The sequence below is a fragment of the Salicola sp. AFF1 genome (assembly GCF_056783195.1).
In genome coordinates, this window is record NZ_JBXAYL010000025.1 from 16,686 (window position 1) to 39,190 (window position 22,505).

The window sequence follows — 22,505 nt, forward strand, 5'->3', positions numbered from 1 at the left end:
CTTACTCCCCTTCCATCCCGTCCTCGGTCACGCCACCCAGCGTGGGCCGCTCCATAATGTCGTGGATCTTGTCGGCATAGCCCGGATCCGTGGCGTAGCCCGCATCCTGCAGCCCCCGAGCGAAGGCCTCTGGATTGTCCGCCTGTTGCAACACCCTCTGGTAACGCGGGTTTTCGTTCAGAAAACGGGCGTAGTCCTCAAAACTGCTGGCGTAATCGGGATAAGCCCGGAAATCCGCCTTCTCCTTCATGGGAAGGCCATCCCGGTACTCGGTGGTGGTGACGCGAACGGACTCACCATCCCACCGTTCATCCGCTTTGATACCAAACAGGTTGCGACTGGGCTGCTGCTCACCTCCAATCATGTTCTGCCCCCACCCGGTCTCCAGAGCCGCCTGCGCGATCATCACCTGGGCCGGAACCCCGGTACGCTGACTGACATCCCGGGCAACGGGGCTGAGTGTCTCAACGAAATGCTCCGGCCCCTTAAACCGTTCCGGCAGATCCCTGCCGCTTCCATCGGCTGGGGCTGTATTGGCGTCACCTTCTTCCGGCATCATCGCTCGAACCTTGTCCGCCTGTTCAGCGAGCCCCGGATCCGGTGCCGGTATCTGACGGCCATAATCGGCAATGCTCGTTTTAGCATTCGGGCGCGCTCCGCCGTTGTCGCCGCCGCCAAGATCGCGCACCAGCTTGTCCGCAATGCCGATGGTGCGCTCCTGGGTCAGGCTCAGCGTCAGCTGCTTGTCGAACATGTCCTGATACTGCTTGGTCTCACGACTGCTCAGATAGCTGTCTTCGCTGAACACCTCATTGGCGGAACGCATGGACTTCATCATCTGCTGCAGGAACAGGCTTTCGAACTGGCGGGCAACCTTTTCCAACGCCTTGTCCCGATCCGTATCGGCAAGACGCTTCAGCTCATTCATCCCGTTGAGATCGGTATAGATCGGCGTACTATCAGTACCGGGTGCAGATGACTGGATCATGGTTTGACCTCACCCCTCAGATAACGATCAGTTCCGCCCGCAGAGCGCCAGCCTGCTTGAGCGCTTCCAGCACGGCCATGACATCACCCGGTGCCGCGCCCACCTGGTTCACCGACTGCACGATCTCGTTGAGCGTAACCGCAGGCCCGAACTCGAACATCCGGGCCTCCTCCTGCTCGATGGCCACATCGGTCTGGGGGATCACGGCTGGATCGCCATCGCCAAAGAGCGCCGGAGCCGCTGCCTCGGGATTCTCGGTAATGGTTACGCTGAGGTTGCCGTGTGTCACAGCCGCCGGGCTGACCTTGACGTTCTCACCCACCACAATGGTGCCAGTGCGCGAGTTGATCACCACTTTGGCGGACTCTTCCGCGGGCGTGACCTTGATGTTCTCGATGATGGAGAGAAAACTCACCCTCTGGGAGGCATCGCGCGGGGCCCTTACGCGGACGGAGGAGGCATTCTCCGCGTAGGCTGTTTCCGGGCCCAGCCGATCGTTCACGGCCTCCACCACACGCCGTGCCGTTGTGAAATCCGGATTGCGGAGGTTCAGGGTGATGGTATCCCCTTCCGTGAAAGCGGTTGGCACTTCACGCTCCACAGTGGCGCCCTGGGGAATGCGCCCCACGCTGGGAATATTCACTGAAATCGACGACCCGTCCTGGCCTTCAGCCCCGAAACCGCCAACCACCAGGCTGCCCTGGGCCATGGCATACGTCTTACCGTCCGCCCCCTGCAGCGGCGTCATCAGCAGGGTACCGCCGCGCAGGCTACCCGCATCACCAATCGAGGACACCGTTACGTCAATCTCCTGGCCGGGGCTGGCGAAGGGCTTGAGTTCTGCGGTCACTGTTACCGCCGCCACATTGTCGGCGCCCGGATCCACACCGGCCGGAATGGAGATACCAAACTGGTCCATCAGGTTGCGCAGCGTCTGGTTGGTGAAGGGCGCGCCGTCACCACTGCCATCCAGACCCACCACAAGGCCGTACCCAACGAGCTGGTTATCACGCACACCGGCCACCGAGGCCAGATCCTTAAGCCGGTCCGCCTGCACAGGTACGGCCACCATAAGGGCCATCACCAGCAGTACTGCCATCCGGTTCCACATGACGCCACCTCCTGCACAACGATTCAAAGCGGCCACCATTCACTGTTGAAAAAGCGCGTCAGCCATCCCATGCGGTTGGACTGGTCAAAGTCCCCGGTCCCTCCATAGGAGATCCGCGCGTCGGCAATCCGGCGCGAGCTTACGCGGTTATCAGCCCCAATATCCTGTTGGCGGATAAGCCCTGACACCCGCACGTATTCCTTGCCCTGGCTCAGCTTCAGCCATTTTTCTCCCCGCACCCTGAGTACTCCATTGGGCATCACCTCGACCACGGTGACGGTAATGCTGCCGCTCAGCTGATTGCTCTGGTCGGCCTGGGCGGCCCCATCGAATTCCCGGTCCTGGCTGACGTCGGTGCCGATTCCCAGCCCTTCCTGGCCGAGCACCGAAGGCGCCTCCAGACCGGTCTCACTGTCCTTCGTGATATTGGTATTGCTGCTCTTGGAGGCTGAGGTGCTTTCCTGCAGCTGCACCGTCACCACATCCCCCACGTTCAGCGCCTTGCTGTCACTGAACAGGTTATAGTTCCGCGAGTTCTGGTAGATGGACCCGTTGACCGGTTCATCCGCCATCATCTGCTCGGGTTCAACGGGCGCGAACGCCGGATCCCCGGGCTGGGCCCGTTCCCGCGTCATGGCCTGGCAGCCCGCCAGCACCACGACCAGCACCACAAGCACAATCTGTCTGAGCATGATGGATGCGGTGGTCATAACGGTTCCCCTTCCGCCTGTGGCGGCGTTACAGGTTCTGGGTGATGAACTGGAGCATCTGGTCCGAGGAGGACACCACCTTGGAGTTCATCTCATAGGCCCTCTGGGTGGTGATCATGTTCACCATTTCCTCGACCACCTCCACGTTGGAGCCTTCCAACATCCCCTGTTCAATCGTCCCGGTTCCATCAATGCCGGCTTCACCGATCAATGGGTCGCCACTGGCTGCGGTTTCCCGATAAAGGTTACTGCCCACGGCTTCCAGCCCCTGAGGATTCACAAAGGTTGCCAGATCAATCTGGCCCAGCTGCTGAGGATCCGGCTCATTGGCAATCTTCGCGCTCACGGTTCCGTCACGCCCCACGGTGATCTGGGTAGCATTCTCTGGAACATTGATATTCGGCTGCAGGGGATTACCATTGGGCGTGACGATCGTGCCTTCCGAGTTGAGCTGGAACTCCCCATTGCGGGTATAGGCAACGTCCCCCTCAGGCGTCTGGACCTGGAAGAAGCCCTTGCCATCAATGGCCATATCCAGCGACTGCTCGGTGACTTTCATATCGCCCTGGGTGTGCTCCTTGGTGGTGGCTACCACCCGAACACCGGTACCCAGTTGCAGGCCGGAAGGCAGCTCCCGGTTCTGGGAGGACAGGCCGCCTGGCTGGCGCTCTGTCTGATAGAGAAGGTCCTGAAAGTTGGCCCTGTCCCGCTTGAACCCGTTGGTGTTCACATTGGCCAGGTTGTTGGAGATGGTGGACAGTTGTTTGTCCTGGGCGGCAAGCCCGGTTTTACTGACCCAAAGTGCTGGATGCATGCTTCATTCCTCCGATCACGTGGGTGACAGGCCTTATGGGCAGCGGCATCGGTTTGCCGCTTTGCCGTCACCCATGACGTTTCCATCAGAGGTCTTGCAATAGCCGTGCCACGCTCTGGCTGTTCTGGTCAGCGGTCTTCATGGCCTTAACCTGCATCTCGTACTGGCGGGACAGCTCCAGGTTCTGGATCATGGATTCCACGGCGGAAACATTGGAGCCCTCCAGAAAGCCACTCGCCACGCGCACATCGCCGTCCGGCGCCACCGGGCCACCCTGTTCCGCTTCCGGTTTGAGCCGGAACAGGCCGTCGTCACTTTTCTGGATGTCTTCCGCCGGCGGGTTCACCAGCTTAAGGCGATCCACCTGCACCAGCTGGTCACTCGGCGCGCCCGCGGGGACAACGGAAACGGTTCCATCCACGCCGATCTCCACCTTGTCGGCGGGCGGCACCGCAATCGGACCACCGTTGCCAAGCACCGGCATGCCCTCGCCGTTGCGCATGATGCCATTGGCTCCGATCTGGAGGTCACCGGCACGGGTGAAGGCCTCATCCCCGGCCTCCGGTTCAACCGCCAACCAACCATCGCCCTTGATGGCCACATCCAGTTCGCGACCGGTTTCCTTCATGGGCCCGTGCCCAAGATCCGCCCCGGGGTTCTCCGTCATGGCATACGCGCGGGAGGGACGGCCCTCCCCGAATACCGGCATACTGCGGGCATTGGCGAAGTCCTGCTTGAACCCGGTGGTATCCGCGTTCGCCAGGTTGTTGGCGTTGACCTGCTGGGCGTACATGTTCTGCTTGGCCCCGGTCATGGCAATATAAAGCGAACGGTCCATGGCCCCCTCCTGTGCTCATTCAGCCGTCAATCCGCGGTCTTACCGCAGGTTGATGATGGTCTGGGTGATCTGGTCCGAGGTTTCGATGGTCTTGGAGTTGGCCTGGAAGTTCCGCTGCGCGGTAATCAGGCCGACCAGCTGCTCGGACAGGTCAACGTTGGATTCCTCAATGGAACTGGACTGAATGCTCCCCAGCGGCCCCGTGTTGGGCCGGCTGACAACCGCATCCCCGGATTCAAAGGTCTCAACCCAGGCAGTATCGCCCACCGGTGCCAGTCCCTCATTATTCCGGAAATTGGCCAACGCTACCTGGCCGAGGGCTTCAGACTCCCCGTTACTGAAGCGGGCCTGGATCACCCCGTCGTCGGTTACGTCCAACCCGGTCAAACGCCCCGTGGCAAAGCCATCCTGTTGCAGATCGTTGATCGCGAACTCCGCGCCCACCTGAGTGGTGTTGGTGTAATCAATCACAAAGTTCGAGCTCTGAGGTGGCTCAGGGATGGGCGTCTCGCCCCCAGGGTTGGGTCCAGCGGCACCGTTGGGATCGCCGTTCTCATCCACGGGCTGCCAGTTCTCGATCAACACCTCATCCGAGGCGGCCTCATCCAGAGAACCACTATTATCAAACTGCAGGTCGTAACGGGCCAAGGTTGGATCACCGGTTACCGGGTCGGGGGGACCGACGTTCTGACCATCAATCTGGGCGTACATACTCCAGCTGTTCGCGCCGGACTCTTTCACGAAATACTGTGTAAGCTCATGCGCGTTACCCAGGCTGTCGTAGACCGTGGAGGACGTTGAATGGTTATAGGTTCTCGGATCACCCGGATTGAACTCGTTACGAACCACCTCCTCCCGGCTCTCATTGTTCGTAATGATGTTTCCGTTGTTGACATCGGTTATTTCGTACCCTTCATCAACATTGAAGTCGAGAACACCAACCGCCGTCTGAGTTGTGCCATCATTTGCCGTTTGCCCGCCAACATCGATGGTTGAACCATTACCACCGCTCACTCCAACATTGATGTTACTGCCCTGTTCTTCCACCAATGTCAGCTCGTCACCCGCGTCATTCAGCTGAACCGTAATGCCTTGCGGTGCATTGCTGTTGATCTTCTGGGCCAGGGTTTCAATCGTTTCGGAGCCCGAAATATCGTAGGTCGCTCCGTTAACCGTTATTTGATCGTCATCATTGGCAGTAAGTCCGGTTAGAGTCGCTTCCGTTCTCCCCGAAACACTAAGCCCTTCTTGCTGGCTGAGCTGGGCAGCGACATTGGATGCAGGACCAGCGTCCGTCTCCACCGTTTCCGTTTCGCCACCGGGAAGCTCTATTGTCCACGTTTCTTCTGGCAACCCTTCCTCGACGTTGGGAGCGGTAGGATTAGAGGTATCGATAACCTGTCCCGTCGCGTCGCCTTCGGACTGGAAGGAGTTAAACCGTTCCTCAAGCACCCCTTCCCGGGCGTCCAAATTCAGATTCGCTTCAACCCCGGTCGTACGCTTAGGCTCAAGGTTCTCCGTATTAACTTTAAGGTCATCACGGACATCGCCCACTGTCCCCTCATCCGTTGGCTGGAACCCCTGAACCCGGGCGCCCTGGTTATTGGTGATGAATCCGTTCTGATCAACACCGAATTCACCAGCGCGGGTGAACTGACGATCTCCTCCGTCCTTGACCACGAAGAAGCCCTCGCCGTTAATGGCCATGTCCAGTCCGTTACTGGTCGCGGTCACGTTACCCTGCTGGAAGAGCTGGCGGGTATTCTGGACGCGGACCCCCTCCCCCGTATCGGTACTGCCGAGATTCAGCAGTCCGGCGGAGTAGAGATCCCCAAATTCCGTGCGCGAACGCTTGAACCCCGTGGTGCTGGCGTTGGCGATGTTGTTGCCTTTCACGTCCAGGTCCGTCTGGGCCGCATTGAGTCCGCTGAGTGCAATGTTGAACGCCATGTAAAACCTCGCCCACTACCGTTTATCAGTTGATCTGTTTGACCTGATCGAGAGAGACCGAGCCGCGCCCGGCCAGGTTCAGCGTCACACCCCCGTTCTCAAGGGAAACGCTGTCGACGTTCGCATTGAGTTGGGTGGCCAGCTCCTGCGTTTCCCCCTCGTATTGGGCTTCCGCCTTGACCCGGTACTCACCTGGCTCCATCAGCTCACCCTCGCTGTTCTCACCATCCCAGCTGAAATCCACCGTGCCACTGCCCTGCTGGCCCTTATCCATCTGGCGGACCAGTTCACCGGACTGGTTATAGACGGAAATGCGCAGATTCGATGTTGCTGAAGGCAACTCAACCGCGCCCTTCACCTCTCCCTCAGGACCAAGGTTGGCGGTATTGCCCTCAACCAGAACCGACTGCCCGACCATGGCGGAAGCCTGCAACGCCTGGGTGGAACGGAACTGCCCCATGGCGTCCTCCACGGAGGTGTTGAGGCTCTGCATCTCCTCCAGCGAGGAGAACTGGGCCAGCTGGGCCACGAAATCTTCGTTCTTCTGCGGATCCAGCGGGTTCTGGTTCTGCATCTGGGCCATCATGAGATCCATGAACTCATTGCGGCCCATGTCAGAGGCTTTGTTGCCGCCCTCGCTCTTCTCATTCTGGTTCCGATACCCCTTGAGGATCTCGGACGCCGAGCTGCCTGAACTGTTAACGCCGTCCATCGTCGTTACCCCCGTTCCCGCTTACTGGCCCTGACCCAGCGTCATGACACGCTGCATCATGCTCTTGGCCGTGTTCATGACCTCAACATTGGTCTGGAAAGAGCGCGAGGCCGACTTCATATCCGCCATCTCTTCCACCACGTTGACATTCGGGTAGTACACGTAACCGTTGTCATCCGCTTTGGGATGATCCGGCTGGTAACGCTGCTCCAGCTCCACATCGCTCTCCACGATGCCATCCACCCGCACCCCGGCCGACGCTCTCTGGTCACTCGAGAATCCCGCATCACTCACACCCGCATCCGGCCCCATGGCATCAGCCTGGATCGCCGAGAACACGGGTTTGCGAGCACGATACACCTCCTCGGTGCTCGAACTGGCGGTTTCCGCGTTCGCCAGGTTGCTGGAGGTGGTATTCAACCGGATCGACTGGGCCGACATAGCCGAACCCGCAATATCAAAAACCTGATTAAGTGACATGATTTATTGCCCCGAGATTGCGTTCTTGAGCCCTTTAACACTGCCGTTCAGGAACTGGAAGCTGGCCTGGAATTCCATGGAGTTGCGCATATACTCGGAAATCTCCGTCTGGGTCTCCACGGTGTTGCCATCAATGGACGGCTGGCTGGGATTGCGGTACATCAGTTCCGGGTTGCCGCCACCAGTGCCCGCACCCCCCATATGCCCAGGATCCGAGACCGTCATGGCCATCCCTTCCTGCTGGCCCTGCGCGTCCTGCAAGGCGGCCTGGAAGTCGAAATCGCGGGCCTTATAGCCGGGCGTGTCGGCATTGGCGAGATTGTTGGCCAGCACCTCGGAGCGCTGGGAGCGCAGGCGAAGCGCGTCATCGTGAACGCCAAATGCGTTGTCAAAGCTGATCGTGGTCATGACTGGCCCCTTTTTGCCGGGTAATCGGGCTTTTCCGGTAAGAAGCAATCGCAGTGCCAAACTGCTACACTCCTTTGTATTCAGGCACTAACGCCGTTACGGCAACAGCTCAGACGCCTGAGCGGCAAACCTGTGCCAGTGCCGCCAGCCCGGGCTCAGGGGTCAATTGTGAGTCCCCGGGTTTGCTGGTACCGTTTGCTAACATGGACGCAGTCGCTGAACGATGATGAACGTACCCCTGATGCCATCGGGTCTTACGACCATGGACCCCAAGCACAAGCCCAGCGCCATACCGCCAATGCCGGATTATCATGCGCGGGTCCTCGCCTATATGGCGGGCGCGTTGATTCTTGCAACAGGGGTATCCCTCGACCATTTTGATGCCTACCTGCTCTGGCTCGTCCCTCTGTCGCTGCTGTGGCCGCACCTGCTGTATTTCATCTCCCGTTGGGTTTTCCCCAGGCGCACGCCACTGGTCCGGGAACGCATCCTTCTCCTCGACAGTTTCCTGATCGGCTCATTGGTGGCTTTAATCCACTTCACGATCATTCCTTCTCTCATGCTGCTGTTAATGATCAGCTTCAGCGGCATTATCGTTGGGGGGCTCAGGGCCTGGAGCCTGAACACGATTGCGCTGGCCGTGGGTTTGGCGGCCGCGCTGCCACTGGCCGGAACCCATTTCGAGCCCTACGCACCGCCAACGCTGAACGTGGTCAGCTGTGTTGTAACCGCGTTCTACGTCTGCGTTATGGCGTTCTACACCTACCTACAGGCCCGCGCCCTGGTGGCGGCCAAGTCCCAGATCCAGTACCAGCGCGAACAATCCATCACACTCTCGCACAAGCTGGCCAAATACCTTTCTCCCCAGGTCTGGCAATCCATCTTCACCGGCGAACGGGATGTACAGCTGGAAACACAGCGCAAGAAGCTGGCGGTGTTCTTTTCGGATATCCGGGGCTTCACGGAACTGTCCGAGGAGATGGAGCCCGAGGGCCTGACGGACCTGCTCAACACCTACTTCACGGAGATGTCCCAGATCGCGCTGCGCTACGGCGGCACCATCGACAAGTTCGTGGGCGACAGCATCATGATCTTTTTTGGCGACCCCACCAGCCAGGGCCCGCGCAAAGACACCCTCGCCTGCGTTTCCATGGCCATTGAGATGCGCAAGCACATGACGGTGCTGCGCCAGAAGTGGAAGAGCCAGGGCATCCGTACCCCCCTGGAAATCCGCATGGGCATCAGTACCGGCTTTTGCACTGTGGGCAACTTCGGGGCGGATAACCGGATGGACTACACCATTATCGGCAAGGAAGTGAACCTGGCCAGCCGCCTGGAGGAGCTGGCGGACCCGGGCGAGATCCTGGTCTCCTACGAAACCTTCTCTCTGATCAAGGACCAGATCCTGTGTCGGGACAAGGGCGAAATCACCGTGAAGGGCTTCACGCGCCCAGTGCCCATCTACCAGGTCATCGACCTGCGCCAGGACCTGGGCGACCAGCAGAGCTTTCTGGAACACGAAGGGGACGGGTTCGCAATGTACCTGGATTCCGAGAAGGTCAACGAGCGCGAGCGCGACCACATCATCCAGGCGCTGGACCGGGCGGCCCGGCGCCTGCGCGACGAATAACCCCTACTGGCGCAACAGCCTGGGCGCCGGGGCATCGCCCTGATGAGTGGAACGCCAGGGATTGATATCGAGCCCACCCCGGCGCGTATAAAAGGCCCCCACACTCAGCCGTTGCGGCGTCAGGATCTTTTTCAGATCCGTAAAGATCCGCTCCACACAAGCCTCATGGAAGTCCTGCGCATGCCGGTAGCTGATGATGTAGCCCAACAGCGCCTCCGGCTGGATGCGCGCACCTGTGTAATGGACCACGAGCGTGGCCCAATCCGGTTGCCCCGTTACCGGGCAGAGGCTGCGCAAAAGGTGACTGCACAGCGTCTCGGTCACCACATCGCCATCCCTCGAGCGCAACGACGCCAGGGGCTCATGCTCGGGCATGATCACGCCTTCCACATCGTCAATGAGATGTGCCCCTTCCGGACGCGCCATGAGCCCAGCCTCCGCGTCCACGTCCCCCAGCGCCACGGAAACGCCGGCTCCCGCCACTTCGGACAGATCCCGCTCAAGGGTCGCGCGCACGGACTCTGACTCCGAGAAAGTCATGGCGTTCAGCGAATTCAGGTACAGCTTGAGCGACTTGGACTCGATCAGGTTCGGCGAGTGCGCCGGGACCCGGAATTCAGCCGTGGCGACCCGTGGTACACCATCCCGCCGCAACCAGCTCAGCTCCCAGGCCTGCCAGCGATCCTCACCCAACCAGGGCCAGTCATCACTCAGACCCAGGACCTGCCGGGTTTCCGACCGTGGAACCGGATACAACAGCCCCGGGTCATACCGCTGCGGATAGCCGCTGGACTGGCCCAGGGGCGCGTCATCCAATTCCATACCACCTCCTCAACTGCGGATGCCTTTGCCCTGGTTGAGCAGGCGCAGGCTTACCGTGAACAGTACCACCGAGAACACCATTAGCATCGCAATGGCCCAGACTGGCCCAACATCCGACGCCCCCAGCACCCCATAACGGAAGGCGTTCACCATATAGAGGATGGGGTTGGCCATGGACAGGGTCTGCCAGAGCGGATCCAGCAGGTTTATGGAATAGAAGACGCCGCCAAGGTAAGTCAGCGGCGTCAACACGAAGGTGGGCACAATCGAGATATCATCAAATTTGGTCGCGAACATGGCATTGATGAACCCGCCCAACGAAAACACCAACGATGTGAGCAGTGCCGTGGATACCACCAGTACCGGGCTGTAAAAGTCCAGTGATGTGAACGCCAATGACACCAGCATCACCACAAAGCCCACGATCAACCCGCGGGCCATGCCCCCGGCGAGATAGCCGGTCAGTATCACCCAGTTGGGCGTCGGCGAAACCAGCAGCTCCTCAATACTGCGCTGGAACTTCATGCTGAAGAACGACGAGACCACATTGGCATAAGAGCTGGTAATCACCGCCATCATGATCAGCCCCGGCACGATGAACTCCATGTAATCGTAGCCTTCCATGGGCCCGATCCGGTTACCGATGAGGTTGCCAAAGATCACGAAATACAGCGTCATGGTTACGGCCGGCGGCAGCAGAGTCTGCGGCCAGATGCGGGTAAAACGCCGGACCTCGCGCACCACAATGGTCAGGAATGCAATCCAGATCTGGTAAGGGCTCATGCGCTTGCCTCCTCTTCGGAGTCCGGCAGTGCTCGCCCAACCAGACTCATGAACAGTTCCTCCAGCCGGTTGGAGCGGTTGCGCATGCTGGTAACCTCCCAGCCCAGGTCGCCAAGCTGTCGAAACACGTCATTCAGCCCATCATCGCGCTCAACCTCCACCACCAGCGCGCCCTCATCATTGCGGAAGCACTCGTAGCCCTCAAGTGGCGGCACCGTGCCTGGGTCATTGCGGATATCCAGGATGAAGTGCTCCATGCTCAGCTGCTGCAGCAGTGCCTGCTTGGAGGTGTTCTGAAGGATGCGGCCGCCATCAATGATGGCAATGTTGCGACACAGCGCTTCCGCCTCCTCCAGATAATGCGTGGTCAGGATGATGGTGACTCCCTCGCGGTTGATCCGCTCCAGAAAGCCCCACATGGAACGCCGCAATTCAATGTCCACGCCCGCCGTGGGTTCGTCCAGGATCAATACCCGGGGTTCATGCACCAGGGCCCGGGCAATCAGCAGCCGCCGCTTCATGCCACCGGACAGCATCCGGGCCGGCGAATCCCGCTTATCCCATAGCCCCAGTTCACGAAGGTAGTGCTCGGCGTTGCGTGCGGCGCGGCCCGGTGCCATGCCGTAATAGCCCGCCTGGGTGCGCACGATGTCGCCCACCTTCTCAAACTGGTTGAAGTTGAATTCCTGGGGCACGAAACCAAGCCAGGTCTTGAGTCGCGCGGGATCGGTGTCCAGATCGGCGTCGAACACGCGCACCTGGCCCCCCGTCTTCCGCACCAGTGACGCCAGCACGCCCAGAGTGGTGGACTTGCCTGCCCCGTTGGGCCCCAGAAGCGCAAAGAAATCGCCGGATTCCACCTGTAGATCAATGCCTTTCAAGGCCTCAAGACCGCCGGGGAACGTCTTGCGCAGGCCCTGAATATCCAGTGCGTAGCTCATAGGAATCTCTTATCGAGGGAACGACGCCGATTATGGGGGTCATGCATCGCAATGCAAGGGGCTAACCGCATCTGCGCTTTTTGGACATAACCTGGAAAGACCCCCTCCCCAGGCCGCCAATCTTGAAGACAACGACAGTACGGAACGGATGGGAGCGCTCGCAACCGTAGCGCAGCGCTACCGTTCGAGCCTGATGCAAAGCCCTGTCAACGCTCTGCCCAATCTGCGACCTGTGTCAGATCAGAGTCCGCTGTGGGTTCCTACAATGCTGGAACCAAGGCACCAGAGCCCAGAGAGGACCAATGACCCAGCAGACCCCGCGTTACGCAGGATGGAAGGCACAGATTTCGCTCACGGCGCTGAGCCTGCTGGCGCTGGCCGGCTGTAATGGCAGTGACGGCAACGGCAATGGCGATCTGCGCACGGGGACGCTCTTCAATGCGGGCATCGAAAATATTCATTATGAAACGCGCAGCCAGTCCGGAACCACCAATGAAGACGGCGAATTCCACTATCTCCCCGGTGAGACGCTGACGTTCCGGGTTGGGAACCTTGTTCTGGCAGAGGAGGTGCCCGCCGCGCCCGTTCTGACTCCCATCGATTTCACCGCTGAGGCCCGCCAGAAACTGCACAATGGGGGTACCGGCGCAGAAGGGCTTGAAACCCACCTCACAATCGAGACGACCCTGGCCGAGAACAACCGCATTGCCATCAACGTGACGCGCCTGCTGACGGTTCTGGCCGAGCAGGAGAACCCAGACGCCGACGAAACCCTCACTATTAACCAGCGCACCATCGACCAGATCAACGACTACCTGGCCGACAACAACGGTCCCCCTATTGATTTCAGCGCCTCCCTGGCAGCCTTCGCAAAGCCTGACACCATCGGAAACCAAACACGCAAGGATAATGGCGACCTGCCAGAAGATCTTACCTCACCAGCAAACCTGATGCTCGACAGCATCTGCTTTGCGCCCGAAGGGGATGAACTCTGCGAGGCACCGCCTACGAACAGTGAAATCGAGGAAGCAACAGGCGAGCGTCAGGAAGAACTTGATGATGAGCGCGACGAGATCCTGAACGCACGCAAAACCCTTGAGGACGCCTCGGCGGACGAAGCCACCAGTTTTCTCAAAGCAACGACACTGGATTTCAAGAGCAACCTGGAATCCCCTTTCCACCTGGATCCGGAAACCCTGACCATCGGCCCCTCTGACGGCCAGCTCAGGAAGGTAGCGATCAAGCGCACCGGCTCATCGGACTTCACACTGAAAAGCCTGGATGCAAGAGCCGCGGGTACCGGCTGGGCGATCCACAGCATCAACCGGCAGGAAGGCACGGTGGAATTCTACCGCAACACCAGCCGGCCCACGGAGAGCGGCACCATCATTGTGAACTTCAAGGTGGATTACCCGGCGTTCGACAACTACCGCTGGTTCCGCAAGAACCTGCTGGTGGAAGTCAACTGAACAGAGCCTTGAGGCTCCAGCGTTTTGAGGAACGGGTGGTCGCACCGGTTACCTCGTACTGGGAGGGATCAATTCCGCCATACCCGTAAGGCTTGCAATCCACAATACGGGCATCGGGTTCGGCCATCTCCTCGTTCTGCTTGGCCAGATCCACTATGTGGCCCTGCTTGAGCGGTTGTTTGTCGGCATCGGTCAATACCATGACGCTGGGCCAGAGGCGCCGCTTGGGTGTATGTGAGACCACGACACCGACCTCACTGCTAGCAAGCTCAACAACCGTGCCGGTGGGATAAACGCCTACGGCCTGGATGAACTGCTCCACCAGATCTTCCTGAAACTGGCTGTTCCGGCACTCAAAGAGCCGGGAAACGGCTTGCGCGGGCGTCAGCTGACAGGACTTGTCGCGCGGCTCAATCAATCCCTCGTAGTACGCCACCAGCCCAACGAGCTTTGCCAATAGCGGAATGTACTCGCCGTTGACCCCCTGCGGAAATCCACTGCCGTTATGGCGCTCCCGATGGTACCGGATCACATTCACCACAACCCGGGGCAAGCCGGATTCCGCAGCAATTCGGGCACCAGTCTCGGGATAGTGGCAGTAGGTCTGCCACTGCTCACTCGTCAGCTCAGTCTCTGGGACCTGCATGCCCTCCGGCAGCCGCGCCTTGCCGATCTGGGACAGCAGCGCCCCCAGTGCCAGCTTGTGCAACACATCCGGGTCCAGCCCCAACTGGCGCCCCAGCAGCAATGCCCAGATGCTGATATTCAGCGAATGGCGGTAGGCGTAGTCATCCCGGCTCTGGACCCGGCTCAGCCACAGCAGCGCATCCGGATTACGCGCCACACTTTCCGCCATGGTCCGGGCAACGGTGGATACCGCCTCCACATCAACCTGGCTTTCGGCGTTGGAGAGGGTTTCACGTCCCCGATCCAGAGCCTTTTCCAGCTTGCCCAGAACCGGCTGGACATCCCGGATTTCCTTACGCAACGGGCGTGTTGTCGTGTAGTGATGGGGATTGCGGATCTTGACGGCGGGAAGCTTCAGGATCTTGTCACTGTCCCTGTGCGGAGCTGCGCCTCCCCCTCCCAGGCCAGGGGTCGAACTTCTGGCCACACTGCCGCGCTTTTCAGGCACATCCACGTGCACATAACGGCAGTACCAGCTCACCTGATCCAGCTCCCTCTGGTTCCGGAGGTAGAAGCCTTGAATCGGAAACGGTGTCTCATGCCACGGCCGATCCAGATCGGCCACAAACATGCCAACTTCCAGTTCCTGTACGGGTATCTTACATCGCTGTACACCCATGGCTCTCACCTTCAACCGCTTAGTGGCTTCTTCCCTGTGTTTTGCATTATTTCAAAATTAGCCAAGGACGCAACGTGCTGGTTCGCGGAAACGTTTACCAAGTGCGGCGAAATGTTACAAAATTTTGCGGCGGGAAGGGGTCACTTGTCTTCACAGACATGATCATCAAGCTTGGGAGGGCGCTGAGTAAGGCTGCCGGTAGGCGCGGTGGTTACCCGGAAGGTATAGGGGACCGACGAAGGACGCAGATAATCCACGTTTACCACCTTATCCCCCATATCCACATTCGTCTGGCGCGGTGAGCAGCTGACCCGCAGCTTGACCCGGTCGTCCAGTTCCAGAATACGCTTGCTGCCGTCGCCATCGGTCACCTTCATGCACACCCGGCCTTCCTTCACCGGCTCACCACTGGCGGTCGCATCCAGCCGGGGGTCACCACAGCCGGCAATCGCATCCGGCGCACAGGCCTTGTCCATGGTCGGGTCGCGCAGCTTCCATTGGCGTTCACTGCACTGGGTCCGCACAGTAATGGGTGTTGCCCTGTCACGGCCCCAGTGCCAGGAGGGATAACGGGAGGTTTTCCAGGTCAGCAGCACACGCCGCTCTTCCCCAGCGGAATTATTGGCGGTCATCGCGGAATAATGCGTCTGATGGGAAGCGCAGCCTGCAAGCTGCAAAGCCACCAACAAAGCCACTACCACAGCTACTGGGACAGATCTCAATGCGCGTCTCCCTGTTCGGTTTCCGTATCCACAAAGGTCAGACCGTAGCCCTCCTCCGATTCCCGCACGACCCGCATCCGCCGCACTGGCGCCGGCACCGGCAGCCCCTGGACCTGGACTTCCACCTCGCTGCCAACGCCGGGAAACGGCTCGTTATTCACCAGGACAAAAATGCCACTATCGGACAGATCCCGCATGGTGAGCACAATCTCACCGATCTCCCCGTGGCGCACCATTATGCGCGCACTCATATTAGTCCGTGTGTGGCGTCGCTGCTTGGGCATCTTGGCCTTCTACCCTACATCCTACCCGCCGCAATCATAGCACCTTCAATGATTCGTGCAGCCCAAACGGCTATGATGGCGAAAAACTGAGCGCAACGGCCACTTTACCGGGGCAGCTCACCCAGCAAAACCGGCGCAGCCAACCCAGGGTTGTGCTGGCGAGCACACCCCCTATACAGTCAGGCACGAACGCACGAAGCCAGGGACCAAGCCGCATGCTCGTTTGCACCAACTGCCGACAGGGGCTGATGGATCCGATCCACAGCGAAGAGGAACCCGAATATACTGATCGCTATCAATGCGGTCACTGCGGCCATACGGCGACGATCCCCTCCCTGCTGATCATCTTCAGCCAGATCGCTTCCGCCGTTCTGGGCGGCGCCATTACCGTCTACCTGCTCCAGGAGCATGGTTTCCGGGCATTGCAGATCGTGATATCGGAAGGCAGCTCCGGCGAGCTGATGCGCCAGGGTGGGCTGGCGCTGGCCGCTTTCGTTCTGCTGCTGGCGTTCATCTACCTGCTGCTGCGTGCGTTCCGGGGCATCGCCAAACGAATGAGCTACCGCCTGCCCCCGGACAGCGATTCGTAACGCCTCACAGGGTTACGCCCTCACTGCTCAGCAACCACCGCTTGCGTTGCGCGCCGCCACCGTAGTGACCGGTGCCACCAGCCACCGGCAGCACCCGGTGGCATGGCACCAGGACCGGCACCGGATTGGCCGCCACCGCCGCGCCCACCGCCCGGGCCGCACCCGGCTGGCCGATGTGTCGGGCCACCTCCCCATAGCTCAGGCATTGCCCGGCATCAAGCCGTAACAGGTGGCGCCAGACCCGCTGCTGAAAGGCTGACCCCACCATTTCCAGGGTCGGCATTGACGCCGTAGCCAGGTCTGGCCAGGCACTGACAATGGCGGCGAGCGCCCTGACCCGAGGATCTGTGTCCGCGAGGGGTTGCAGCTCACAGCCCCAGAACCGTGCCGCCCGGCTGAACCGCTTCTCGCGCTCAGCGGGCGTGTCCACAAAAGCAAGCCGGGCCAGTGCGTCCTCGTGCCACAGGGACCACAGGCGCCCCCAGGGCGACTCACACTCGGCATACCCCAGCTCGCCCACCGGCTCCGGGTGCTGCAGCCAAATGACGTTCATTGATCGCCCTCTCCCATGATCAGCGTGTTGGTGCGATCCACATCCTCGGCCCCGAAGGTCACGGAGTCGCCGTCCCGCTCATAGCTGAACCGCCGGAGCAGGGCCCGGCCGGAAAAATGCTCAAGATGCGCCACCACCATATCGCTACGGTGCTCGGTATTGAGCAACTGCCCCTCACCCGTGGCGTAAACCACCAGAGCCACAACATCATCCCCCCTGAGAATGGCTTCCAGGCTCTGGAAGATCAGCTCAATCCGCTCGGCATCATCCGCGCCGGAAGCCGGATCAATATGCACGCCCCGAACGCCTCCCCGCCGGGACAACACAAATGCCCGAGGGCGGAACCGCTCCCCCTCCGCTGCCAGCTCCGCCTTCACCACCGGCAGCGTCGCCTCCATCAACCGATTCCAGCTCGGCAGCGGTCGGTCGTCGGTTACCGGCTCCGGCCCAGCCTGCTGCTCCATGGTTGGATCCACGGTGGTACAGCCGGTTGCCAGCAGCACCACAAAAACCAAGGGCAACAACACCACTTTCATCCGCATGGCGGCATCCATTTCCGAAAACCGCAGGATAACCCATTGTCCCGGCCTCTTCACCCGGTACTAGATCTAGTAGATCGCACGCCAGGATCCCGGCTCCCCAGACCCCTGCGCTCTCACACCCCGCCACTGGCGCCATCCATTGCCCAGGCGCCTGTATCCGCACTTCCCTTTACTTGACAGCAAAAGGGACCAAACCACAATATACAGACATCAACAACACAAAAAAGCCGACATATTGGGTCTCAATCAAAAATGACACGCCATGTCAACAGGCCAAAGGGAGCGCCCCAGCCTGCCTTTCCATTGAGCCCCTCAGCCGGAAACAGCTGCCAGCCCGCCCGTTTGCCGGGCTCAGCCTGATCAGAAACCAAACACAATATATGGTGGTTGCATTGCGCAACCGGTATTGGAGAACCAACGGGGACATCGCCACAACATGAACGCCAAAACACAGGATCTCACCAACAACATTCCGTTCCAGGAAACCTCGGTCGACATCTGGTCCAGCAAGTACCAGCTCAAGACCAAAGCCGGCGAACCCGTCGACCGCGAGATCGAGGACACCTACAAGCGCGTCGCGGAGTCCCTGGCCTCCGTGGAGACCGCCAAGAAGCGCAAGGCCGTACTTGAGGATTTTCTCTGGGCGCTGCGCAACGGCGCCATCCCGGCCGGCCGCATCACCTCCAACGCAGGGGCGGAAGCGCACAAGCCGGCAACCTCCACCATCAACTGCACCGTCTCCGGCACCGTCTATGACTCCATGGACGACATCCTGGTGAAAAACCACGAAGCCGGGCTGACGCTGAAGGCCGGCTGCGGCATCGGTTATGAGTTCTCCACCCTGCGGCCCAAGGGCGCCTATGTGGCGGGCGCCGGCGCGACCACCTCCGGGCCGCTGTCGTTCATGGACATCTTCGACCGCATGTGCTTCACCGTCTCCTCCGCCGGCGGGCGCCGTGGCGCGCAGATGGCCACCTTTGATGTGCACCACCCGGACATCATCGACTTCATCGAAGCCAAGCGCGAAGACGCCCGCCTGCGCCAGTTCAACCTCTCGCTTCTGATCACCGAGGACTTCATTGAAGCCGTGAAGAACGACTCGGACTGGAAGCTCTCCTTCCCCGTCTCCAGCGAGGAAGTGGAGAAGGAAGGCCTGGACCTGAACGATCCGGAGCAGTTCGTGTACCGTGACTTCCCGGTCAAGGAAGGTTACGTGACCGACGGCAAGGGCAAGGTTGCCTGCCGCATCTATCGCACGCTCAAAGCGCGCGCGATCTGGGACAAGATCATGTCCTCCACCTACGACTACGCCGAACCCGGCTTCATCCTGATCGACAAGGTCAACCGGATGAACAACAACTGGTTCTGCGAGAACATCCGCGCCACCAACCCGTGCGTGACCGCCGACACCTGGGTCCAGACCAGCGAAGGCCCGCGCCAGGTCAGTGAACTGATCGGCAAGCCCTTTACCGCCATGGTTGACGGCCAACCCCACGAAAGTGGCGCGGAAGGCTTCTTCCACACCGCCGACAAGGAAACCGTCACCCTGAAAACGGCGGAAGGCTATGAACTGCAACTGACCAGCGACCACCGCGTGCGCCGCGTCAGCGCCTTCACCCGTTACCGTACCGAAACCGAATGGTGTGCCGCCGGTGAACTGACCCAGGGCGACCGCGTCCTGCTCAACGACCACCGGGAGATGGCCGACTGGGAAGGCGAACGCACGGAACAGGAAGGCTACCTCCTCGGCCTGCTGGTTGGTGACGGCACGCTGAAGGACGACAAGGCCGTTCTCTCGGCATGGAAGCCGGCCATGGCAGCCAATGGCGGCCCCACTGCCTCGGGCGTAGACGCCATGATGGACGCCGCCGAGGACGCCGTGCGCACCCTGCCCCACCGCGGCGACTTCAGCGGCTGGCAAGCCGTGAGTGGCCGCAACGAATACCGCCTGGCCACCGCCGCCCTGAAGCAGCTTGCCTCGGACGCCGGCATGACGCCGGGGAACAAAGCCATCACGCCCGAGATCGAAAAAAGCTCCGCCGCCGCCTATCGCGGCTTCCTGCGCGGCTTCTTCGACGCGGACGGCTCCGTTCAGGGCAGCCAGGCCAAGGGGGTGAGCGTACGCCTGGCCCAGTCCGACATGGATCGCCTCCAGGCTGCCCAGCGCATGCTTCTGCGCCTGGGCATCGCCTCCACCATCTACCGTGACCGCCGGGCCGCCACTGAAACCGCCCTGCCCGACGGCAAGGGCGGCCAGAGCGAATACGCCATCCAGCCGCAGCACGAGCTGGTCATCACCGGTGAGAACCTCAGCCGCTTCGCGGACCAGATCGGCTTTGTGGACACGGACAAACAGGCACGCCTGAACAACAGCCTTGAAGGCTACCAGCGCAAGCTCAACCGCGAACGCTTCGTGGCCCGCGTGACCGCTGTGGAAAAGGCCGGCACCCAGCCCGTCTATGACGTTCAGGTCCCGGGCATCAACGCGTTCGATGCCAACGGCATCCACGCTCACAACTGTGGCGAGCAGCCTCTGCCGCCCTACGGCTCCTGCCTGCTGGGTTCCATCAACCTGACCCGCTTCGTGGAATTCCCCTTCACCGAGAAGGCACGCTTCAACTACGACAAGTTCCGCAAGGTGGTGGGCATCTTCACCCGCATGCTGGACAACGTGGTTGAGATCAACGGCTTGCCGCTGGACAAGCAGCGCCACGAGATCGAATACAAGCGCCGCCACGGCATGGGCATCCTGGGCCTGGGCTCTACCCTGGCGATGCTGCGCATGCCCTATGGCTCGGCGGACTCCGTAGCCTTCACTGAAGAGGTCAGCAAGGAAATGGCTCTGGAAGGCTGGCGCGAATCCGTTAAGCTGGCCGAGGAAAAGGGCCCGGCGCCGATCATGGACGACGAGTTCGAGGTGACCGAGGAAATGCTGGCACTGCGCCCCGAAATGCGCGACGACGGCTACAGCGCCGGCGACAAGGTGCCCGGGCGCATCCTGCACGCGCGCTACAGCCGTTACATGCAACAGATCGGCGAGGTCGAACCGGAAATCATCCAGCAGATCGCCGAGAAAGGGGCGCGCTTCACGCACCACACCTCCATTGCGCCCACGGGTACCATCTCGCTGTCGCTGGCCAACAACGCCAGTAATGGCATCGAGCCCAGCTTCTCGCACCACTACTCGCGCAACGTCATCCGCGAGGGGCGCAAGTCGAAAGAGAAGGTCGACGTGTTCTCCTTCGAACTGCTCGCCTACCGCGAACTGGTGAACCCCAGCGCCATGCCCAACTCCAACAACCCGGACGAACAGCTGCCGAGCTACTTCACCGTTGCGGATGATGTAAGCCCGAAGCAGCACGTGGACATCCAGGGCGCGGCCCAGAAGTGGGTGGACTCCTCCATCTCCAAGACCGCCAACGTGCCCACGGAGTTCCCCTACGAGGACTTCAAGGACATCTACATGTACGCCTACGACCAGGGCCTGAAGGGCTGCACCACCTTCCGGTTCAACCCCGAAGCCTTCCAGGGCGTGCTGGTGAAGCAGAAGGACCTTGAAGGCACCCAATACGAGTTCACGCTGGAAGACGGCAGTACCGTCCAGGTCAGTGGTGACGAGGAGATCGAATACGACGGCGAGATCCACAACGCCGCCAACCTGTTCGATGCCCTCAAGGAAGGCACTTACGGCAAGTACTGAACCGAATCCAGACTACGGAGACCCAAGAAAATGACCATCCGAATCGAGAAGAAAATCGTCGACCAGCGCGTTCTCAAGGAAGAGAACGCCGCCAGCGAGGAAACCACGGCCGACGACCAGCCGTTGGTGATGAACGAACACATTGAGCGGCCCGAGTTCCTGCTGGGCACCACCTACAAGATCAAGCCGCCGATTGATGACCACGCGATGTACATCACCATCAACGACATCATCCTCAACGAGGGCACGGACCACGAAACCCGGCGCCCCTACGAGGTGTTCATCAACTCCAAGAACATGGAGCACTTCCAGTGGGTGATCGCCCTCACCCGCGTGCTCTCCGCCGTGTTCCGCAAGGGCGGCGACGTAACCTTCCTGGTGGAAGAGCTGCGCTCCGTGCACGACCCCAGCGGCGGCTACTTCAAGAAAGGGGGCGTCTTCATGCCCTCGCTGGTGGCCGAGATTGGCTACGTGATCGAAAAGCACATGAAGGCCATCGGGCTGATCGAAAGCGAGGAAATGAATGAGCTCACCCAGCGCATGATCGCCGAGAAAAAGGCCGCCTACGAGACCAACGGCGAGCCCGCCACCAACGCCGAGGGCAGCTACCCACCCAACGCCACCGTGTGCGGCAAATGCCACACCAAGGCCATGGTGGTGATGGACGGGTGCGAAACCTGCCTTGCCTGTGGCGAGAGCAAGTGCGGCTGAGTTGATGAAACAACCCCCTGCGGTGTAAGCGCCCGCAAAACGACCCACTTGCCCCAGAACCAGCAATCAGCTCTTTTTCGGAGCCGGCTCCAGGCCCGTATTCCAGGGCAGCAACGCTTCCAGCTTCTCGACGGTATCCGCCTCGCCGATATGTTTGAGGATGTGATGGATGTAGGCCGACGGCTCCAGATCGTTCGCCTTCGCCGTCTCGATCAGCGAGTAGCAGGCTGCACTGGCGTTGGCGCCTTGCCGGGTGTCTGCGAACAGCCAAGCCTTGCGTCCGAGCGCAAACGGGCGGATGGCGTTTTCCGCCAGGGCGTTGCTGATCTGCAGATCCCCGCGCTCGCAGTAACCGACCAGAGTGTCCCACTGGTTCAGGGCGTAGTCCATGGCCTTGCGGGTCAGTGAGCCCTTCGCGACCTTGCCGGCGTTGTCGTCCAG

23 protein-coding genes are annotated in these 22,505 nt (G+C 60.5%); 5 read left to right on the top strand and 18 right to left on the bottom strand.

Annotated elements, in window-relative coordinates; genetic code table 11:
• Position 1 precedes the first annotated feature (1 nt).
• From flgJ to flgB, 9 genes are all read right to left on the bottom strand, one after another.
• Positions 2 to 988 (bottom strand): flagellar assembly peptidoglycan hydrolase FlgJ, encoded by a 987-nt coding sequence (flgJ, locus tag AC1RQI_RS14015; protein ID WP_481905274.1) that lies wholly within the window; start codon positions 986 to 988, stop codon positions 2 to 4.
• Between the two features lie 16 nt (positions 989 to 1,004).
• Positions 1,005 to 2,099 (bottom strand): flagellar basal body P-ring protein FlgI, encoded by a 1,095-nt coding sequence (locus tag AC1RQI_RS14020; protein WP_481905275.1) that lies wholly within the window; start codon positions 2,097 to 2,099, stop codon positions 1,005 to 1,007.
• A 23-nt stretch (positions 2,100 to 2,122) separates the two neighbouring features.
• Positions 2,123 to 2,809, bottom strand: coding sequence for a flagellar basal body L-ring protein FlgH (gene flgH / locus AC1RQI_RS14025; RefSeq protein WP_481905276.1), 687 nt, complete (start codon positions 2,807 to 2,809; stop codon positions 2,123 to 2,125).
• Between the two features lie 28 nt (positions 2,810 to 2,837).
• A complete protein-coding gene (flgG, locus tag AC1RQI_RS14030; RefSeq protein ID WP_416634726.1) occupies positions 2,838 to 3,623 on the bottom strand; it encodes a flagellar basal-body rod protein FlgG in 786 nt (261 codons plus the stop codon).
• An 85-nt stretch (positions 3,624 to 3,708) separates the two neighbouring features.
• On the bottom strand, positions 3,709 to 4,461 hold the full coding sequence (locus AC1RQI_RS14035) for a flagellar basal body rod protein FlgF (protein WP_481905277.1): 753 nt from the start codon (positions 4,459 to 4,461) through the stop codon (positions 3,709 to 3,711).
• A 39-nt stretch (positions 4,462 to 4,500) separates the two neighbouring features.
• Positions 4,501 to 6,411 carry a flagellar hook protein FlgE gene (locus AC1RQI_RS14040; protein ID WP_481905278.1) on the bottom strand — a complete coding sequence of 637 codons (1,911 nt, stop codon included), beginning with the start codon at positions 6,409 to 6,411 and terminating at the stop codon, positions 4,501 to 4,503.
• 25 nt (positions 6,412 to 6,436) lie between these two features.
• Entirely contained in the window at positions 6,437 to 7,123 is a 687-nt protein-coding gene (locus AC1RQI_RS14045) for a flagellar hook assembly protein FlgD (RefSeq protein ID WP_481905279.1), read from the bottom strand.
• 21 nt (positions 7,124 to 7,144) lie between these two features.
• Entirely contained in the window at positions 7,145 to 7,603 is a 459-nt protein-coding gene (gene flgC, locus AC1RQI_RS14050; RefSeq protein ID WP_481905280.1) for a flagellar basal body rod protein FlgC, read from the bottom strand.
• 3 nt (positions 7,604 to 7,606) lie between these two features.
• Positions 7,607 to 8,011, bottom strand: a complete 405-nt coding sequence (gene flgB, locus AC1RQI_RS14055) for a flagellar basal body rod protein FlgB (protein WP_481905281.1) — start codon at positions 8,009 to 8,011, stop codon at positions 7,607 to 7,609.
• A 223-nt stretch (positions 8,012 to 8,234) separates the two neighbouring features.
• Here flgB and AC1RQI_RS14060 point away from each other — a divergent pair, with 223 nt between their 5' ends.
• Positions 8,235 to 9,641: an adenylate/guanylate cyclase domain-containing protein gene (locus AC1RQI_RS14060; protein WP_481905282.1), complete on the top strand. Its 1,407-nt coding sequence runs from the start codon at positions 8,235 to 8,237 to the stop codon at positions 9,639 to 9,641.
• Positions 9,642 to 9,644: 3 nt separating this feature from the next.
• Here the strand turns inward: AC1RQI_RS14060 and queF are convergent, their stop codons facing one another.
• From queF to AC1RQI_RS14075, 3 genes are read right to left on the bottom strand one after another with little or no spacing between them, the layout of a single operon-like run.
• Entirely contained in the window at positions 9,645 to 10,463 is an 819-nt protein-coding gene (gene queF / locus AC1RQI_RS14065; protein WP_481905283.1) for an NADPH-dependent 7-cyano-7-deazaguanine reductase QueF, read from the bottom strand.
• 9 nt (positions 10,464 to 10,472) lie between these two features.
• The gene (locus AC1RQI_RS14070) at positions 10,473 to 11,246 is read right to left on the bottom strand and encodes an ABC transporter permease (protein WP_481905284.1); all 774 of its coding nucleotides are present in this window, start codon (positions 11,244 to 11,246) and stop codon (positions 10,473 to 10,475) included.
• Positions 11,243 to 12,187 carry an ABC transporter ATP-binding protein gene (locus tag AC1RQI_RS14075; RefSeq protein ID WP_481905285.1) on the bottom strand — a complete coding sequence of 315 codons (945 nt, stop codon included), beginning with the start codon at positions 12,185 to 12,187 and terminating at the stop codon, positions 11,243 to 11,245. The genes AC1RQI_RS14070 and AC1RQI_RS14075 overlap by 4 nt, the downstream gene beginning before the upstream one ends.
• 302 nt (positions 12,188 to 12,489) lie before the next feature.
• Here AC1RQI_RS14075 and AC1RQI_RS14080 point away from each other — a divergent pair, with 302 nt between their 5' ends.
• The gene (locus AC1RQI_RS14080) at positions 12,490 to 13,656 is read left to right on the top strand and encodes a hypothetical protein (protein ID WP_481905286.1); all 1,167 of its coding nucleotides are present in this window, start codon (positions 12,490 to 12,492) and stop codon (positions 13,654 to 13,656) included.
• On the opposite strand, the gene AC1RQI_RS14085 is transcribed toward AC1RQI_RS14080, so the two are convergent.
• The 3 genes from AC1RQI_RS14085 to AC1RQI_RS14095 all read right to left on the bottom strand — a co-directional run bounded on the left by AC1RQI_RS14085 (position 13,649) and on the right by AC1RQI_RS14095 (position 15,968).
• On the bottom strand, positions 13,649 to 14,962 hold the full coding sequence (locus AC1RQI_RS14085; protein ID WP_481905287.1) for a cyclic di-GMP phosphodiesterase: 1,314 nt from the start codon (positions 14,960 to 14,962) through the stop codon (positions 13,649 to 13,651). The two genes, AC1RQI_RS14080 and AC1RQI_RS14085, sit on opposite strands and share 8 nt — an antisense overlap.
• A 140-nt stretch (positions 14,963 to 15,102) precedes the next feature.
• Complete coding sequence (locus tag AC1RQI_RS14090) at positions 15,103 to 15,594, bottom strand: hypothetical protein (RefSeq protein WP_481905288.1); 492 nt, start codon at positions 15,592 to 15,594, stop codon at positions 15,103 to 15,105.
• Positions 15,595 to 15,680: 86 nt separating this feature from the next.
• Positions 15,681 to 15,968: a PilZ domain-containing protein gene (locus AC1RQI_RS14095; RefSeq protein WP_416634738.1), complete on the bottom strand. Its 288-nt coding sequence runs from the start codon at positions 15,966 to 15,968 to the stop codon at positions 15,681 to 15,683.
• Between the two features lie 215 nt (positions 15,969 to 16,183).
• On the opposite strand from AC1RQI_RS14095, the gene AC1RQI_RS14100 reads away from it, so the two are divergent.
• The gene (locus AC1RQI_RS14100; RefSeq protein WP_481905289.1) at positions 16,184 to 16,558 is read left to right on the top strand and encodes a hypothetical protein; all 375 of its coding nucleotides are present in this window, start codon (positions 16,184 to 16,186) and stop codon (positions 16,556 to 16,558) included.
• A gap of 4 nt (positions 16,559 to 16,562) precedes the next feature.
• On the opposite strand, the gene AC1RQI_RS14105 is transcribed toward AC1RQI_RS14100, so the two are convergent.
• Both AC1RQI_RS14105 and AC1RQI_RS14110 read right to left on the bottom strand, forming a co-directional pair.
• Positions 16,563 to 17,111 (bottom strand): methylated-DNA--[protein]-cysteine S-methyltransferase, encoded by a 549-nt coding sequence (locus AC1RQI_RS14105; RefSeq protein WP_481905290.1) that lies wholly within the window; start codon positions 17,109 to 17,111, stop codon positions 16,563 to 16,565.
• A complete protein-coding gene (locus tag AC1RQI_RS14110; RefSeq protein ID WP_481905291.1) occupies positions 17,108 to 17,653 on the bottom strand; it encodes a hypothetical protein in 546 nt (181 codons plus the stop codon). Before AC1RQI_RS14110 ends, AC1RQI_RS14105 begins: the two co-directional genes overlap by 4 nt.
• Positions 17,654 to 18,089: 436 nt before the next feature.
• Here AC1RQI_RS14110 and AC1RQI_RS14115 point away from each other — a divergent pair, with 436 nt between their 5' ends.
• Positions 18,090 to 21,353: an LAGLIDADG family homing endonuclease gene (locus AC1RQI_RS14115; RefSeq protein ID WP_481905292.1), complete on the top strand. Its 3,264-nt coding sequence runs from the start codon at positions 18,090 to 18,092 to the stop codon at positions 21,351 to 21,353.
• Positions 21,354 to 21,383: 30 nt separating this feature from the next.
• On the top strand, positions 21,384 to 22,064 hold the full coding sequence (locus AC1RQI_RS14120; RefSeq protein ID WP_481905293.1) for a TSCPD domain-containing protein: 681 nt from the start codon (positions 21,384 to 21,386) through the stop codon (positions 22,062 to 22,064).
• 66 nt (positions 22,065 to 22,130) lie between these two features.
• Here the strand turns inward: AC1RQI_RS14120 and AC1RQI_RS14125 are convergent.
• A partial coding sequence (locus AC1RQI_RS14125; protein ID WP_481905294.1) for an IS66 family transposase occupies positions 22,131 to 22,505 on the bottom strand: 375 nt, incomplete at its 5' end.

What these genes read in the sequence shown, in the direction of transcription:
- flgJ (WP_481905274.1), bottom strand. Translation starts at nt 988, where the DNA reads ATGATCCAGTCATCTGCACCCGGTACTGATAGTACGCCGATCTATACC.
- AC1RQI_RS14085 (WP_481905287.1), bottom strand. Translation starts at nt 14,962, where the DNA reads ATGGGTGTACAGCGATGTAAGATACCCGTACAGGAACTGGAAGTTGGC.
- flgG (WP_416634726.1), bottom strand. Translation starts at nt 3,623, where the DNA reads ATGCATCCAGCACTTTGGGTCAGTAAAACCGGGCTTGCCGCCCAGGAC.
- AC1RQI_RS14075 (WP_481905285.1), bottom strand. Translation starts at nt 12,187, where the DNA reads ATGAGCTACGCACTGGATATTCAGGGCCTGCGCAAGACGTTCCCCGGC.
- flgC (WP_481905280.1), bottom strand. Translation starts at nt 7,603, where the DNA reads ATGTCACTTAATCAGGTTTTTGATATTGCGGGTTCGGCTATGTCGGCC.
- AC1RQI_RS14020 (WP_481905275.1), bottom strand. Translation starts at nt 2,099, where the DNA reads ATGTGGAACCGGATGGCAGTACTGCTGGTGATGGCCCTTATGGTGGCC.
- queF (WP_481905283.1), bottom strand. Translation starts at nt 10,463, where the DNA reads ATGGAATTGGATGACGCGCCCCTGGGCCAGTCCAGCGGCTATCCGCAG.
- AC1RQI_RS14035 (WP_481905277.1), bottom strand. Translation starts at nt 4,461, where the DNA reads ATGGACCGTTCGCTTTATATTGCCATGACCGGGGCCAAGCAGAACATG.
- AC1RQI_RS14100 (WP_481905289.1), top strand. Translation starts at nt 16,184, where the DNA reads ATGCTCGTTTGCACCAACTGCCGACAGGGGCTGATGGATCCGATCCAC.
- AC1RQI_RS14070 (WP_481905284.1), bottom strand. Translation starts at nt 11,246, where the DNA reads ATGAGCCCTTACCAGATCTGGATTGCATTCCTGACCATTGTGGTGCGC.
- AC1RQI_RS14120 (WP_481905293.1), top strand. Translation starts at nt 21,384, where the DNA reads ATGACCATCCGAATCGAGAAGAAAATCGTCGACCAGCGCGTTCTCAAG.
- AC1RQI_RS14040 (WP_481905278.1), bottom strand. Translation starts at nt 6,411, where the DNA reads ATGGCGTTCAACATTGCACTCAGCGGACTCAATGCGGCCCAGACGGAC.
- AC1RQI_RS14080 (WP_481905286.1), top strand. Translation starts at nt 12,490, where the DNA reads ATGACCCAGCAGACCCCGCGTTACGCAGGATGGAAGGCACAGATTTCG.
- AC1RQI_RS14110 (WP_481905291.1), bottom strand. Translation starts at nt 17,653, where the DNA reads ATGCGGATGAAAGTGGTGTTGTTGCCCTTGGTTTTTGTGGTGCTGCTG.
- flgH (WP_481905276.1), bottom strand. Translation starts at nt 2,809, where the DNA reads ATGACCACCGCATCCATCATGCTCAGACAGATTGTGCTTGTGGTGCTG.
- AC1RQI_RS14090 (WP_481905288.1), bottom strand. Translation starts at nt 15,594, where the DNA reads ATGACCGCCAATAATTCCGCTGGGGAAGAGCGGCGTGTGCTGCTGACC.
- AC1RQI_RS14045 (WP_481905279.1), bottom strand. Translation starts at nt 7,123, where the DNA reads ATGGACGGCGTTAACAGTTCAGGCAGCTCGGCGTCCGAGATCCTCAAG.
- AC1RQI_RS14060 (WP_481905282.1), top strand. Translation starts at nt 8,235, where the DNA reads ATGATGAACGTACCCCTGATGCCATCGGGTCTTACGACCATGGACCCC.
- AC1RQI_RS14095 (WP_416634738.1), bottom strand. Translation starts at nt 15,968, where the DNA reads ATGCCCAAGCAGCGACGCCACACACGGACTAATATGAGTGCGCGCATA.
- AC1RQI_RS14105 (WP_481905290.1), bottom strand. Translation starts at nt 17,111, where the DNA reads ATGAACGTCATTTGGCTGCAGCACCCGGAGCCGGTGGGCGAGCTGGGG.
- AC1RQI_RS14115 (WP_481905292.1), top strand. Translation starts at nt 18,090, where the DNA reads ATGAACGCCAAAACACAGGATCTCACCAACAACATTCCGTTCCAGGAA.
- flgB (WP_481905281.1), bottom strand. Translation starts at nt 8,011, where the DNA reads ATGACCACGATCAGCTTTGACAACGCATTTGGCGTTCACGATGACGCG.